General features: G+C 68.6%; 11 protein-coding genes and 1 other RNA gene. 5 read left to right on the forward strand and 7 right to left on the reverse strand.

Features of this window, described 5'->3' with window-relative positions; all coding sequences use genetic code 11:
• Window position 1: 1 nt before the first annotated feature.
• An RNA gene (gene rnpB / locus EV645_RS27780) (RNase P RNA component class A) lies at window positions 2-398 on the forward strand.
• A gap of 19 nt (window positions 399-417) precedes the next feature.
• Here rnpB and EV645_RS27785 read toward each other — a convergent pair.
• On the reverse strand, window positions 418-1,149 hold the full coding sequence (locus EV645_RS27785; protein ID WP_130446953.1) for a DUF899 domain-containing protein: 732 nt from the start codon (window positions 1,147-1,149) through the stop codon (window positions 418-420).
• Window positions 1,150-1,339: 190 nt separating this feature from the next.
• On the opposite strand from EV645_RS27785, the gene EV645_RS27790 reads away from it, so the two are divergent.
• Both EV645_RS27790 and EV645_RS27795 read left to right on the forward strand, forming a co-directional pair.
• The gene (locus EV645_RS27790) at window positions 1,340-4,531 is read left to right on the forward strand and encodes a S8 family serine peptidase (RefSeq protein WP_130446954.1); all 3,192 of its coding nucleotides are present in this window, start codon (window positions 1,340-1,342) and stop codon (window positions 4,529-4,531) included.
• Between the two features lie 84 nt (window positions 4,532-4,615).
• Window positions 4,616-5,761: an alpha/beta hydrolase gene (locus EV645_RS27795; protein ID WP_130446955.1), complete on the forward strand. Its 1,146-nt coding sequence runs from the start codon at window positions 4,616-4,618 to the stop codon at window positions 5,759-5,761.
• Here the strand turns inward: EV645_RS27795 and EV645_RS27800 are convergent.
• Window positions 5,758-6,234 carry a GNAT family N-acetyltransferase gene (locus EV645_RS27800; protein WP_130446956.1) on the reverse strand — a complete coding sequence of 159 codons (477 nt, stop codon included), beginning with the start codon at window positions 6,232-6,234 and terminating at the stop codon, window positions 5,758-5,760. The two genes, EV645_RS27795 and EV645_RS27800, sit on opposite strands and share 4 nt — an antisense overlap.
• A 51-nt stretch (window positions 6,235-6,285) precedes the next feature.
• On the opposite strand from EV645_RS27800, the gene EV645_RS27805 reads away from it, so the two are divergent.
• A complete protein-coding gene (locus tag EV645_RS27805; protein WP_130446957.1) occupies window positions 6,286-6,852 on the forward strand; it encodes a TetR/AcrR family transcriptional regulator in 567 nt (188 codons plus the stop codon).
• Here EV645_RS27805 and EV645_RS27810 read toward each other — a convergent pair.
• The 5 genes from EV645_RS27810 to EV645_RS27830 form a co-directional block, all read right to left on the reverse strand.
• Window positions 6,841-8,274, reverse strand: coding sequence for an RNB domain-containing ribonuclease (locus EV645_RS27810; RefSeq protein ID WP_130446958.1), 1,434 nt, complete (start codon window positions 8,272-8,274; stop codon window positions 6,841-6,843). The genes EV645_RS27805 and EV645_RS27810 overlap by 12 nt on opposite strands.
• A 4-nt stretch (window positions 8,275-8,278) precedes the next feature.
• On the reverse strand, window positions 8,279-9,403 hold the full coding sequence (locus tag EV645_RS27815) for a bifunctional RNase H/acid phosphatase (protein ID WP_130446959.1): 1,125 nt from the start codon (window positions 9,401-9,403) through the stop codon (window positions 8,279-8,281).
• Complete coding sequence (locus tag EV645_RS27820; protein WP_198681885.1) at window positions 9,400-10,113, reverse strand: zinc ribbon domain-containing protein; 714 nt, start codon at window positions 10,111-10,113, stop codon at window positions 9,400-9,402. The genes EV645_RS27815 and EV645_RS27820 overlap by 4 nt, the downstream gene beginning before the upstream one ends.
• A gap of 61 nt (window positions 10,114-10,174) precedes the next feature.
• A complete protein-coding gene (locus tag EV645_RS27825; protein ID WP_130446961.1) occupies window positions 10,175-11,302 on the reverse strand; it encodes a Nif3-like dinuclear metal center hexameric protein in 1,128 nt (375 codons plus the stop codon).
• A 196-nt stretch (window positions 11,303-11,498) separates the two neighbouring features.
• Complete coding sequence (locus EV645_RS27830; RefSeq protein ID WP_242000703.1) at window positions 11,499-13,136, reverse strand: glycoside hydrolase family 13 protein; 1,638 nt, start codon at window positions 13,134-13,136, stop codon at window positions 11,499-11,501.
• A gap of 126 nt (window positions 13,137-13,262) precedes the next feature.
• Between EV645_RS27830 and EV645_RS27835 the strand changes: the two genes are divergently transcribed.
• Window positions 13,263-14,471, forward strand: a complete 1,209-nt coding sequence (locus tag EV645_RS27835) for an ROK family transcriptional regulator (protein WP_130446963.1) — start codon at window positions 13,263-13,265, stop codon at window positions 14,469-14,471.
• Window positions 14,472-14,476: the final 5 nt, after the last annotated feature.

Raw genomic sequence — 14,476 nt, forward strand, 5'->3', positions numbered from 1 at the left:
ACGGGTCGGTCGGGCGATCGCGTCGTCCTTAACGGGACGCCGAGGAAAGTCCGGACTCCACAGGGCAGCGTGGTGGGTAACGCCCACCCGGGGTAACCCGCGGGACAGTGCCACAGAGAACAGACCGCCAGCGGCTCCGATGAACCCCGTGGTTCATAGGAGTGCGGGTGAGGGTGAAACGGTGGTGTAAGAGACCACCAGCTCCACAGGTGACTGCGGAGGCTAGGTAAACCCCACGTGGAGCAAGGCCAAGAAGGACGCCGGGCAACCGGCGTCCGCGCGAGCGTTCGAGGGCGGCCCGCCCGAGCTCGCGGGTAGGCCGCTGGAGGTGCCCGGCAACGGTCACCGTAGATGGATGATCGCCACCACAGAATCCGGCTTACAGACCGACCCGTTCCCCACCCTCGAACGCAGCTGTCAGTGGCAGTGGTCGTCGTCCGGTTCGACGGAGCGGCCGGCGGGCTTTTCCCAGGGTTCCTGGCGGCCCAGGGCGGTCAGGTCGAGGGCAGTCGGAGTGAAGGTCATCGAGTCCGGGCCGCGGCCGTAGGTCGAGTAGGTGTGGTAAACCTCGTTGCCCACCCTGAGGAAGCAGCTGAGGCCGTGCAGGTCGAAGGGCTGGTCCTGCTGGATGAAGTCGTTGCCGGGGCGCTGGTCCCAGTCGGCCTTGGTGCGGTAGTTGTAGACGAACGGCACGACGGAATCGTCCAGCGTGACCTGGTAGTCGTAGTTGAAGTCGCTGCCGTACGACGAGTACCACGGGAACACCCAGCCGCGTGCGGCCCGATAGGCGGCCAGCTTCTCGTAGGGCGCCCGGGACACCAGCGCGAACGTCGTGTTCGCGCCGTGGAGGTGTTCCAGTGAGCCGATCTCGTCGACGAAGCCGGTGCAGTTCGGGCACGCCGCGTCCCACTCGGGCTGGTACATGATGTGGTACACGACCAGCTGGTCCCGCCCCTCGAACAGGTCGAGCATTCCGGCCGGCCCACTTTCCCCGGCGAAGGCGTACGGCTTGTCGACGAGCACCATCGGCAGCTCGCGGCGCCGCGTGTTGAGCGCATCGCGCTGCTTTGTGAACGCCTTCTCCTCCGCCAGCAGCGCGACCCGCGCGGCGAGCCAGTCCTCCCGGGACACGACCTCGGGCACGTTCATTCCAGCCTCCTCGGCATGAGATTCACCGGCGACGTCGGAGCCGGCCCGGCGAATTCGACACCCGTCGGCAAGGAAATTTGAGTGGGGTTGAGGTCTGGCGATGAACGGGTTTTGGTGCGACCGTGCTTCGGGGGGTCCACGAGCTTGTAACGAGTCACGGCTACGGGGTCATGGGGAGGGGATTCGGACAATGCTGTCTCGAACCAGGAAATTCGGGGTTCTCGCGCTGTCAACCGTGCTGGTCGGCGCGCTGATCGGGGTAACTCCGGCCGCGGCAGATCCGCCGAGGCCGAAGAAGGATCTCGGCTACAGCGACAAGGCGTTGTTGCAGAAGGCACGGACCAAGGGCCAGAAGACGGTCACCCTGCTGGTCGCCGCCGACAAGGGCCAGAGCAACGAGGTCGCGAAGCAGGTCGCGAAGCTCGGCGGAACCGTCGAGAAGCGCACCGACTCGATCGGGTACCTGCGCGTCAAGATCAGCATCGACAAGGCCGAGGACGTCGCGAACGTCCTGGGCGTGAAGGCGGCTGACGTCGACGACGTGATCCCGCTGGAGGACCCGCGGCCGGAAGGCACCGTGGATCCGGCCCCGCAGCCGCCGCCGAAGGCAACGACTCCGCGGGTCAACCCGTACATGCCGACGGGTGACATCGGCTCGGCGCAGTTCGTCAACCAGCACCCGACCTGGGACGGCCGCGGCACCACCGTCGGCATCCTCGACACCGGGGTCGACCTGAGCCACCCGGCGCTCAACACGACCTCGACCGGCGAGCGCAAGATCGTCGACTGGGTCACATACACCGACCCGACGTTCGTCGGCAACACGAACGCGGACAACGACCCGACGTGGATCCAGATGAACACCACGGTCGACGGCGCCACGGTCGGCCTCCCCGGCGAGGGCAGTGTCCAGACAGGCACCTTCAACGAACGTGACCCGCGCCTGGGTGGCGAGCTCGGCAACGACGTCAACCGCGACGGCAACCCGGCCGGCTCGAGCGGGACGTTCGGCGTCGCCTGGAACAAGGCCACCGGCAGGGTCTGGGTGGACACGAACCAGAACGGCACGTTCTCCGACGACCGGCCGATGACCGACTACAAGGTCAACTACGACATCGGCACCTTCGGGACCGACAACCCGGCCACGCCGATCAACGAGTCGATGCCGTTCGTCGTGCAGACCGACCCGACGGACAACGTGGTGAACATCGGGATCGTCTCCGGCGCGCACGGTTCGCACGTCGCGGGCATCGTGGCCGGCAACAAGCTGCTCGGCGGAAAGATGAGCGGTGCCGCACCGGGCGCCAAGCTGGTCTCGGTCCGGGTCTGCCTGTTCATCGCGGGCTGCACGAACCACGCGCTGCTCGAGGGCATGATCTACGCGGTCACCCAGGCACACGTGGACGCGATCAACATGTCGATCGGCGGCCTGCCGGCGCTGAACGACGGCAACAACGCCCGCGCGCAGCTCTACAACTCGTTGATCGACACGTACGGCGTCCAGATGTTCTTCTCGGCCGGTAACAGCGGTCCGGGTATGAACACCATGGGCGATCCCGCCGTCGCCTCGAAGGTCGTGGCCGTCGGGTCGTACATCACCAGCGCGAGCTGGCTGGCGAACTACGGCTCGAAGACCGGTCCGGCCGAGAACCTGCACCCGTTCTCGTCCCGCGGCCCTGCCGAGGACGGCGCGCTCAAGCCGGAGATCGTCGCACCGGGCTCGGCGATATCGGCCGTCCCGACCTGGCAACCAGGGCAACCGGTCGTCGGCACGTACACGCTGCCACCGGGCTACGGCATGTTCCAAGGTACGTCGATGGCCTCGCCGCAGATGGCCGGCGCAGGCGCGCTGCTGCTCAGCGCCGCAAAGGCGAACGGCCTCACGGTCACGCCGGCGCAACTGCGCAAGTCGCTGTTCTCGTCAGCACGGTTCCTGACCGACTACAGCGCCTACGAGCAGGGCAACGGCCTGGCTAACGTCAACGCCGCGTGGAACCTGCTGAAGCAGCTCCCGCGGACCGACACCATCAGCGCGAAGGTTCCGGTCAGTACGGCGCTGTCCGGCTTCCTCGCGACCCCTGGTATCGGTATCGGCATCAACGACCGTGAGGGCGTCGTCCTCGGTACGCAGTACACCCGCACCTACACGTTGCGGCGTACCTCCGGACCGGCCGGCAACGTGAAGTACAAGCTGTCGTGGCTCAGCGGCGACGGCACCTTCGTCACCGCCGGCAACGTCATGCTGCCGCTCAACACCGACGTATCGCTGCCGGTCCTGGTCAAGGCCAAGTCCGTCGGCGCGCACTCGGCGCTGCTGCAGTTCGACGACACCAGTTCACCGGGCATCGAGTTCCAGACCCTGAACACGATCGTGGTGCCGAACGAGCTGTCGACGGCGACTCCGGCCAAGACGGTCTCCGGGAAGATCGGTCGCAACCAGACCACGAGCTACTTCTTCCGGGTGCCCGCCGGCGTCACCGCACTCAAGGTGGACCTGACCGGTCCGAATGCGACGGCCGGCACCGGCCAGGCGCGATTCCTGCGCTTCAGCCCGTACGGCCTTCCCAGCGAGGACGCCGAGACCAACAGCCTGTACTGCTACAGCCCACCGGTCCCCGGCGGGTCGTGTACGGATCCGCTCAGCCGTACGGTCAGCAATCCGCTGCCCGGCGTGTGGGAGATCACCGTCGAGGCCCGGCGTACGTCGGACCTCCTGAACACGCCGTACACGCTGACGGCATCGCTGCTCGGGGCGTCGGTCTCGCCGAACCCCGACGTCATCGCCAGCGGCACGCTCGGGCAGCCGATCAGCCGCTCGTACACGATGACGAACCTGCAGGGTCCGTTCACCGGTAGGGCTGTCGGGACCGCACTGGGCAGCGCGAAGCTGGCCACCCCGACGATCGCGGACGGCGCGCAGCAACAGTTCCAGGTGAACGTGACACCAGGGACGACCTCGCTCAAGGCCGCGATCGGCGGCGCGAGTGATCTCAATGCCGACCTCGATCTGTTCGCGTACAACTGCACGAGCGGAAGCTGCGTGCTGGCGGCGCAGAGTGCGGGCAGTACCGCCGTGGAGGCGGTCACGGTGAACAACCCGGCAGTAGGTATCTGGGTCATCCTCGTCGACGGGTTCGCCGTGCCGTCGGGGTCGACGACGTACAACTACCGTGACGTTCTCGCCAACCCGGCGTACGGAACGATCGCGGTGACGGACGCCAACGCGCTGCGGGCAGCAGGCGCGGTGTGGACCGCGCCGGCAACTGTGACGCCGACTGCGGTAGCTGCTTCCGGGCGGGTTCTCTACGGCAACGTGGAGGTCCGGACGGACGCGAACGTCCTCATCGGTTCGGGGGACGTGATCATCCAATCCGTTAGCTGACAGCTGGGACTGCCGACCCACGCGTGCCGCGGCGCGCGTGGGTCGGAGCCCGTTTCGACCCGCAGGCGATGAGAAACTGGAGCCATGCGGAGACGGATGCGGACCGGGATCGTGATCCTGCTGCTGATCGTTCTGCTCGGTGGCGCCGGGTACGTCGGTTGGGTGCTCGTCCAGCGGTCCGAACCGGTATCGCTGCCCGAGCTGACCGGGAACTATCAGGTCGGCCGGCGGACGTTCGAGTGGACCGACACACCACGCCGCGACCCGTACGCGAACGGCCCGCGGAAGCTCGCCGTCTGGCTCTGGTACCCGGTCGCGAAGGAGACCACCGGCCGCCGCGTCCAGTACGCCCCGGGCCAGTGGAACGGCCTGCACCTCAAGTCACCGATCTCGGTCTTCCAAGGACCGTTCGACACCCTCCAGGACCGGGCCCTCGACCGCGTCGCCGTCGCACCCGGCCGCTTCCCGGTCGTCGTACTGATGCCGGGCATGGGCCTGTCCGCCCCGATGTACGCCTCCATTGCGGAGGATCTCGCCAGCCACGGGTACCTGGTCGCGGGCGTCACACCGACGTACAGCGCGAACCTCACCGTCCTCGGCGGGCAGACCGTCGAGAGCAAACCGGAAGCGAACCCGTCGAACCTCGGCGACAGCAGCGAGAGCTCGCAGCAGGTCGGCGACCACCTCGTCACCGTCTGGGCCGCCGACGCCCGCTTCGCCGCGGGCATGGTCGCGAAACAGCTCCCGGGCTCCGTCGACTCCTCGGTCGGACCGTCGTACGTCGGTCACTCGTTCGGCGGAGCGGCATCGCTCGAAGCATGCCGGCAGGACCAGCGCTGTGCGGCCGCGGTCGACCTGGACGGCAGCCAGTTCGGTGACGTGGTGACGAAGGGGGTCAAGGCGCCGATCATGCTGCTCGGCGCGGACGATTCGTGCATCACCAGCGTGTGCGGCCCGGACGCCAAGAACGACGCGGACCGCAACCGCGCACTGTCATTGCTCAAGGCAAGCAACGAGACGTCCTGGTGTGCGACGATCCCCGGCAGCCGGCACTTCAACTTCACCGATTACGGCGTCTACTACCTGGCCTACCCGCTCAGGAAGTTCCTGCCGCTCGGCAGCGTCGGCCCGCGCCACGCCCTCACCGTCACGAACGGGTACCTCAACACCTTCCTGTCGCACGCGATCTACAAGACCGCATCACCGGGCGCTCCCGCCTGCAGGAGCTAGAGGTCCAACTCGTAGGTCTGGCCAACCAACGAGTCTCCCCACATCTCGTGCGGCTCGGTGGCCGTGAGCCGGAACCCGCGTGCCAGGTAGATGTGGCGCGCGGCAACCAACGGATCGTTGGTCCACAACACCATCCGCTTGTAACCGGCACCCCGAGCAAACTCCAAGCAGGTATCGACCAAGGCCGCGCCGAGTTTCAGCCCACGCGCCGCCGGTGTCACCAGCAGGAGCCGCAACTGTGCCGTCGTCTCGTCCGGACCGCGGACGCAGAAGATGCTCCCGGCCCGCTCCCCGTCCACCTCGGCGATCCACGCCGCCTCGCGCTCGCCGTCGTGATCGGACGCGTACGCCGACACGATCTGCGCGATCAGCACCTCGTACTGCGCACTCCAGCCGTACTCCGCCGCGTAAATCTCCGCGTGTGCCTGCACCACCCAGCCGAGATCGCCCGGCTGCCCCAGCTTTCTGATCATTCGTCCACCCGATCTACTGACACGACTGTTTCAGTACGAGATACTAGCCCCGTGGCAACGACTAAGGAAGCCCCCTCTGCTCGCCAGCGGGAACTGCTCGAGCGCGCGTACGCCTACTCGCTCACGCACGGGCTGGCGGATCTGTCGCTGCGTCCGCTGGCGACCGCGATCGGGTCCAGCCCGCGTGTGCTGCTGTTCCTGTTCGACAGCAAGGACGGCCTGATCCGGGCGCTCCTCGCCCGCGCCCGCGCTGACGAGCTCGACCTCCTACGGCGGATCCAGGATCAGCACGACGTACCGCCCGGACTCGACGTCGTCGCGCGCGAGTTGTGGACCTGGATGTCCGCTGCGGAGAGGCGGCCGTTGATGACGTTCTGGGTCGAGGCGTACGGGCGCTCCCTCGTCGCACCTGAGGGTCCGTGGGCCGACTTCGCGCGCTCCACGGTCGACGACTGGCTCGAGTTGCTCAAGGCAACACAGCCGGATCCGGACGCCGTCCAGTCCGCGGCCCGGCGTACCGGCGTTCTGGCGATGCTCCGTGGTGCCTTGATCGACCTGCTCGCGACCGGCGACCTGGAGCGAACGACGGCCGCGCTGGAGGGCTACCTAGCCGACTAGCTCGAAGGAGACGGTCCGCTTGGCGATGTCAGCCTCGACGAGCTTCACCCGGACCTCCTTGCCGAGTGGCAACGCAGTACCGGTGACGCGGCCCTCGATCGCCACCGCCGACAGTGCGACGATGCCGCGGTTCTTGTCCCGCTCGTCGACATCGGTGATCACGCCGTCGAACTCGGACCCGACCTGATCCGCGACCAGCCCCGCCTCGACCATGCTGACGATCGACCGCTCGTACGCGTGCGCGCGCCGATCCGCGTCGTCCATCATCTTCGGGATCTCGTCCATCGACTCCCGCACCCAGGCCGGCACCTCCGCACCCGCCGAGAGCGCGACGCAGATCTCCCCGGTCCAGCGGTCCACCAGCCGACGCAGCGGCGCGGTGACATGCGAGTACTCCGCTTTCATCGCGGCATGCTGCGGCGACGCCGGCACGCTCCCCGCGAACGCCACGTACCCGGCGCCGCGGAACAGCACCGTGCAGGCCGCGAGCATCGCCGCGTGCGCAGGCACCTTCGGATCGAGCCCGTGGATGAATTCGGCGTACGTCGTCTCGTCCGGCCAGACGAGTCCCAGCGCCTTCGCGGTGTTGCCGAGCTTGCGCCGGAGGTCGTCGTGCGATTCGGGCAGCGTACGCAGGATGCCGATCTTGCCCTTCATCATCAGCTGCGCGGCGGCCATGCCCGTCAGCAGCGAGATCTGCGCGTTCCAGCCCTCGACCGGCAGCGGGGCGCGGAACTCCAGACCCCAGCCGTGGTTGGAAGTGACGACTTCCTGGTCCGGGATCGGCAGGTTGACGCCGCCGCGCTCCAGCTCGCGTTCCTCGCGGAGCTTCCCGACCTCGCGGAGCAGCTGCAACGACTCGGACGCCGTACCCGCGTCGAGATCCTTCTGTACGCCGGCGTAGTTGAGCTTGGCCCGCGACTTCACCAGGGCACGCTCGCATGTGACACCGGTGCCTTCACCGCGAGCGTCGACCGTGATCGTGTAGAGCAGAGCCGGTCGGACTTGGTCGGGAAGCAGCGATGCCTCGCCCTCGGACAGCTCCGGCGGGTGCAGCGGAGTGCGCTTGTCCGGCGCGTACAGCGTCTCGCCGCGCTTGCGGGCCTCAGCGTCGATCGGGTCGCCGGCCTGGACGAACGCGGCGACATCGGCGATCGCGTAGTACACGGTGTACCCGTCGCCGGTCCGCTCGATGTGCAGCGCCTGATCGAGGTCCATCGAGTCCGGCGGATCGATCGTGACGAAGTCGATGTCCGTCCGGTCGAGCTCCGGCAACCGCACGCTCGCCGCCGCTGCCACGGCCGCAGCAGTCACCTCAGGCGGGAAGTCGGCCGGGACCTCCTGCTCCCGACGAATGTCCTGCAACGACGCCCGGAACACCTCCGGAACATCCTCGGCGAAGTGAACTCTCTGCAGCGGCATGGCGTCAGACTAGAGCAGGCTGCACATTGAAGGAGCGCAGTGACGCCAGGCCGTCGGCGTACCAGTGGATCTCGGTGAGGGTTGCCGGGCGCAGTTCCATCCGGAACATCGACGACATCGGGGCCTGGAGCACCGATCGGACCATCAGCTTGATCGGCGTCACGTGCGTGACCACGACAACGGTCTTGCCGGGGTACCGGGCCAGCAGCCCGTCCCGCGCCGACCGCGCTCGCCGCGCACACGCATCGAACGACTCGCCGCCAGGCGGCGCCACCGAAGTCGAGTCCAGCCAGGCGTTCAGCGCATCCGGCCACTTCTGCTGTACTTCGGCGAACGTGTGCCCGTCCCAGTCGCCGAACGAGCACTCGATCCAGCCGTCGTCGACGATCGGCTCGAGCCCGAGCTTGCTCGCCACCGCGTCGGCGGTCTGCCGGGCGCGCACCATCGGCGACGTCACCAGCGCGTCGACCCCGCCGATCCGCGACAGGTACTCCGCTGCAGCCACAGCCTGCGCACGACCGGTATCGCTCAACGCCGGGTCGTCGCCACCTGCCCCGGAGAAGCGCTTCTCCACGGTGTGCGGTGTCTCGCCGTGCCGGAGGAAGATCAGCTGCGTCGGCGGCTCGGCCTGCGCACCCCAGCCCTGCAACGCCTTCTGTAGATCCGACGGCTCCTGCGCCACTGCAGGCTTCGCGGCGGCCGGCGCGGGTGTCAGCGGGATGTCCACGCCGTCGAGCGCGTTGTTCGCGAGCGCGTCGGCGGCCGAGTTCTGCGCGCGCGGCACCCAGGTCCACTCGGTGCCGAACGGTGCGAGGCTCTGCGCCTTGATCGCCAGCGGCTTCAGGTCCGGGTGCTTGATCTTCCACCGGCCGGCCATCTGCTCGATGACCAGCTTCGAGTCCATCCGCACCTCGATCGAGGCATCCGGCGCGTACTCCGCGGCAAGCTGCAGCCCGGCGACGAGTCCGGAGTACTCCGCGACGTTGTTGGTCGCGATGCCGAGCGTCCTGCCCTGCTGTGCGATCACCTGGCCGGTCGCCGGGTCGCGCACGAGAGCGCCGTACGCCGCCGGTCCCGGATTGCCCCGCGATCCACCGTCAGCTTCGACGATGACGTGCGAATAGGTCATACCGAGCTCTCCGACGCACGGACGAGGATGCGGCCGCACTCTTCACACCGCAGTACGGCGTCCGGCGGGGCGGCCTTGATCGCGTTGAGATCGGACGGGGCGAGCTCCATCCGGCAGCCCATGCAGCGCTTGCCGACGAGGGGCGCGGCGCCGATTCCGCCGTTGTGCTCGCGCAGCCGCTGGTACTGGGCGATCAGGGTCTCGGGCAGCTCCGCTGCGACGGCCGTGCGCTTGTCGCCGAGCTGTGCGCGCTGCTCGTCGAGCTCCTTGAGCGCTCCGTCGCGGGAGGTCTCCAGCTCGGACTGGCGGCCGGCGAACGCCTCGGCGCGGGTCCGCAGGTCGGCCTGCACGACCTCGGCGGCCTCGAGCTTCTCCATCACCTCGAGCTCGGAGTCCTCCAGGTCGGAGATCCGGCGGTCGAGCGAGCCGATCTCGTGCTGCAGGTTCTCCAGGTCGCGCGGCGAGGTGACCTGGCCGGAGTCGAGCCGCTGCTGGTTGCGCGCGCGGCGCTGGCGGACCTGCTCGACGTCGCTGTCGGCCTTCTTCTGCTCGCGCTGCAGGTCACTGACCTCGGTGTCGGCGGTGACCAGTTCGCGGTCGACCACGGACTTCTCGCCCGTCAGGTCCTTGAGCGCCTGGTGCTCGGGCAACGACGCGCGCTTGTGCGCGACCTGATCCAGCTGCAGGTCCAGATCCTGCAGGTCCAGCAACCGGCGTTGGACGGCGGGCTCGGCGTTCAGAGTCGGCTCCTTCAGAAGTGTGGCGGCGCGCTCAGATTCGCAGGGTCCATGCGTCCGTGCAGAGCGTTGAGATGTGAGTGTCCACGGTACTGCCTTGTGCCGCCAGCCCAGCGAGCAGGAGCCGCTCCGCATCCGCGAGCCACGGCCACTCGCTGGCCCAGTGCGCCACGTCGACCAGCGCCGGGTCGCCGTACGCCCGCGCCTCGGTGGCGGGATGGTGGCGGAGGTCCGCCGTCAGGTACGCGTCGACGCCGGCGGATCGGACCCGATCGAACTCCGAATCGCCCGCTCCCCCGACCACCGCGACGGTCCCGATCATCCGGTCCAGGTCCCCGGACACCCGGACGCCGTGCTCGGTCCGCGGCAGGCTCTCCGCGACCAGCCGGCCGAAATCGGCCAGCGGCAACGGCTCCGCGAGTACGCCGATCCGCCCGCCGCCGCGCTCACTCGGCTGCTGCGCCAGCTCATAGATGTCGTACGCCGGTTCTTCGTACGAATGCGCCGCGATCAGAGCCTCGACCACCGCTCGGCGCTTGCGCCGCGGCAGGATCATCTCGATGCGGTTCTCCGGGACGACCTCGATCTCGCCGACGCTGCCGATCGTCGGGTTCGCGCCTTCGAGCGGCCGGAACGTCCCCTCGCCGACGCCACTCCACGCCGCCCGCTCGTAGTCGCCGATCTGGCCGGCACCGGCCTTCGCCAGCGCATCCAGCATCGCCTGCGTCTCCTCGACCGGGACGAACACGACCACCTTGTCCATCGGGTCGGCCGGCATCGCCTTCAACGGCCGCGTCTCCCGCAGCCCGATCGCGGCGGCGAGCGCGTCGCTCACTCCTGGATTCGCGTTGTCGGCGTTGGTGTGACAGACGTGCAGCGCGACGCCACCGCGGATCAGGTCGTTGATGACCCGGCCCTTCGGCGTGGTCGTCGCGACACTGTTCACACCGCGCAGCAACAACGGATGATGCGTGACGAGCAGGTCGAACCCGCCGCCGATCGCCTCGTCGACCACCTCGCGCATCGGATCCACGGCGAACAACACCCGCCGTACCTCTTGCTCCGGATCCCCGGTCACCAACCCGACAGCATCCCAGGACTCGGCCCAGGCAGGGTTGTACAGCCGGTCCATCACCGAGATCACATCAGCAAGCGTCGTCACGCGCTTATCCTGACAGGATTGTGACGGGGGCAGCCGCCCGGTGCCCCCGCCACAACCAGTTCCGCCGGTCCGGGCGCGGCGGTGCGACCGCCCCGCCGCATCCACCACGTCGCCCGCCCGGCGGGTCGTCCCAGTCACAGGGGGAGGGCCGCCGACAGGGGCCGACGGCTTGACCGGAACGAGTCTTCGGACCCGGCTAGATCAGCCAGGCAGTTGTGGCGCTCGGCAGCTTGTCGCCCTCGAGCGGACCGCTGGACAGCACGACAGCGGCGTCGGGCAGCTCGACCGGAGCCGCGCCGAAGTTCGTGATGCACTGCCAGCCGCCGTCGCGGGTGAAGTGCAGGACCCAGTCCGTCGCGTCGACCCAGGTCAGCGAGTTGCCGGTGCGCAGACCACGCCGTACGGCGAGGGCCTTGCGGTACAGGCTCAGCGTCGACTCCTGGTCGCCGTCCTGCGCTTCCACGGAGTACGCCCCGAACCACTTCGGCTGCACCAGGTGCGACCCACCCGGACCGAAGCCGAACGACAGGCCCTCGACGGTCCACGGGATCGGCACCCGGCAGCCGTCACGACCCTTCTCGGCGCCCTTCGAGCGGAAGTACGCCGGGTCCTGCAGGTTCGCGGCCGGCAGCTCGCCGACCTCCTGCAGACCGAGCTCCTCCCCCTGGTACAGGTACGCCGATCCCGGCAGCGCGAGCATCAGCAGCGTGGCGGCGCGGGCCCGGCGCAGGCCGAGCGCGACGTCGACCGTGGGCTCGGTGCCGTTGCTCAGCAGCCAGTCCTTACCGTCCTGCCAGCCGCCCTTCGGGTTCTTCGGCAGGCCGTAGCGCGTGGCGTGGCGGACGACGTCGTGGTTCGAGAACACCCACGTCGACGACGAGCCGTTCTCCTCCGCGAGCGCGAGGTTCTCCTCGATCACCTTGCGGAACTTCTCGTACTCGAAGTCGGCCTGCAGCAGGTCGAAGTTGAACGCCTGACCGAGCCCGTCGGCGCTCGCGTACCGGGCCCGGCGGGCGGCCGGTACGAACGCCTCGGCGACAGCGGACTTCGGCGGGTCGTAGGTGTTCAGCAGGTTGCGCCAGTCGCGGTAGATCTCGTGGACGCCGTCCTGGTCCCAGAGCGGGTGCTTGCCGTTGGACTCGGACTGCCGCGGCAGCGAGGCCTTCGACGGGAACGGCTCGGACAGGTCCTTCACCAGCGCGTGCGCCACGTCGACGCGGAAGCCGTCGACGCCACGGTCCGACCAGAACTTCAGCGTCTCCAGGAAGTCCGCGCGCACCTCCGGGTGCCGCCAGTTCAGGTCCGGCTGCTCGGCGGCGAACATGTGCAGGTACCACTGGCCGTCGTCGGTCTTCGCCCAGGCGGAACCGCCGAACACGGAGTCCCAGTCCGACGGCGGCTGGTCGGGGGCGCCGTCGGGGCCGTCGCGGAAGATGTACCGCTCGCGGGCCGGCTCGCCCTTGGCCGCCTCGAGCGCCTCGACGAACCATTCGTGCCGGTCGGAGGTGTGGTTCGGGACGATGTCGACGATCAGCTTGATCCCCGCGGCGTGCAGTGCCTCGATCAGCTGGTCGAAGTCGTCCAGGGTCCCGAGCCGTGGGTCGACGTTGCGGTAGTCGTCGACGTCGTACCCGCCGTCGGCCAGCGCGGACGGGTAGAACGGGCTCAGCCAGACTGCGTCGATCCCCAGCGCCACCAGGTACGGGACTCGACTGATGATGCCCGGCAGGTCCCCGACGCCGTCACCGTTGGCGTCGGCGAAGCTGCGCGGGTAGATCTGATAGACGACAGCCTGCCGCCACCAGTCGGGATCCGTCGTCTGCGGACTCGTCACGATTCGCCTCACTCGGAATCTGTTGGTAACCCAGGGTTTATATATAGGCTCTAAATTTAGAATCTGCATGTATTCTGCGGTCGGTAGGACGACAGGTCAAGTGGCTATTTCCTGGAGAGGCGGAGCATGGCGAAACCACCGGCGACCCCGCCGACGGCCACCCCGACGATGTTGCGGCGGGTGAACGCGGGCAAGGTCCTGGGCGTGCTCACCCGTGCGCGGGTGATGACAGGTACCGGCCTGATCGAGGCCACCGGCCTCACCCGGGCGACCGTGCACGCGGTCTGCAACGACCTGATCTCGATGGGCTGGGTGGTCGAGCTCGACCCGGGCCGTACGTCGGTCGGCCGCCCGTCGCGGCGGTTCGAGTACAACAACCGCGCGGGACACGTGCTCGGCATCGACATCGGCGCCTCGAAGACGACCGTGCTGGTCTCCGACCTGCGCGGCGAGACCGTCGCCAAGGCCGGGCGGTCCGCGGCGGAGGTGAAGACGCCGGGCGAGCGGACCGAGATCGTGCACGAGACGGTGATCGAGGCGCTCGCCGCCGCCGGCGTGTCGAACGAGCAGGTGCTGGTGGCCGGCGTCGGGGTCGCGGCGCCGGTCGACCGGGAGGGAAACATCCTGGTCGACGACGAGTTCTGGCGGCGCTTCGACGGAGACCTGGCGAAACGGCTGACCGAGCTGCACGGCTGGCCCGTCCTGCTCGAGAACGACGCGAACCTCGCCACCCTCGGCGAGCACTGGCGCGGCGAGGCGCGCAACGTCGACGACCTCGTCGTACTGCTGGCCGGTGAGCGGTTCGGGTCCGGGCTGATGGATTCCGGGCGGCTCCTTCACGGGAGCCGAGGCGGCGCCGGCGAGATGGTGTTCCTCAAGCTGATCGAGGGTGTGGGTGACACGCACGGCATCGCGCGGATCGCGCGCGAGAACGGTACGGCGGCCGTCGCCGACCCGTCCGTCGAGACGTTGCTGCGCAAGCTCGCCGACGCCGGCGAGGTGACCGCCGAGCAGGTGTTCAGCGCGGCGGCCGACGGCGATGAAGTTGCCCTAGGCATCCTTCAGGACATCGCCGCCCGGACCGCGCGGGTGATCGCCACCGTCGGCATCCTGTTCAACCCCGAGCTCGTCGTCCTCGGCGGCGCGGTCGCCGAGGCCGCCGCCGCGTTGTTGCCCGACCTCGAGAAGCACCTGGCCGGCTACACCAGTACGCCGCCACGCGTCGCCGTCTCGTCCCTCGGCGACGCGATCGTGTCCGTGGGTGCCGTCCGGCACGCCCTCAACTACGTCGAGCAACACGCCCTCGACCTGGAGCTCGGTTCCCGGCCGAGCTGAAGGTG

Source organism: Kribbella rubisoli, assembly GCF_004217145.1.
Taxonomy (GTDB): Bacteria; Actinomycetota; Actinomycetes; order Propionibacteriales; family Kribbellaceae; genus Kribbella; species Kribbella rubisoli.

Bases quoted from the DNA above. Each gene is read 5' to 3' on its own strand.
- EV645_RS27785 (WP_130446953.1), bottom strand. From the start codon at position 1,149: ATGAACGTGCCCGAGGTCGTGTCCCGGGAGGACTGGCTCGCCGCGCGG.
- EV645_RS27790 (WP_130446954.1), top strand. From the start codon at position 1,340: ATGCTGTCTCGAACCAGGAAATTCGGGGTTCTCGCGCTGTCAACCGTG.
- EV645_RS27795 (WP_130446955.1), top strand. From the start codon at position 4,616: ATGCGGAGACGGATGCGGACCGGGATCGTGATCCTGCTGCTGATCGTT.
- EV645_RS27800 (WP_130446956.1), bottom strand. From the start codon at position 6,234: ATGATCAGAAAGCTGGGGCAGCCGGGCGATCTCGGCTGGGTGGTGCAG.
- EV645_RS27810 (WP_130446958.1), bottom strand. From the start codon at position 8,274: ATGCCGCTGCAGAGAGTTCACTTCGCCGAGGATGTTCCGGAGGTGTTC.
- EV645_RS27815 (WP_130446959.1), bottom strand. From the start codon at position 9,403: ATGACCTATTCGCACGTCATCGTCGAAGCTGACGGTGGATCGCGGGGC.
- EV645_RS27835 (WP_130446963.1), top strand. From the start codon at position 13,263: ATGGCGAAACCACCGGCGACCCCGCCGACGGCCACCCCGACGATGTTG.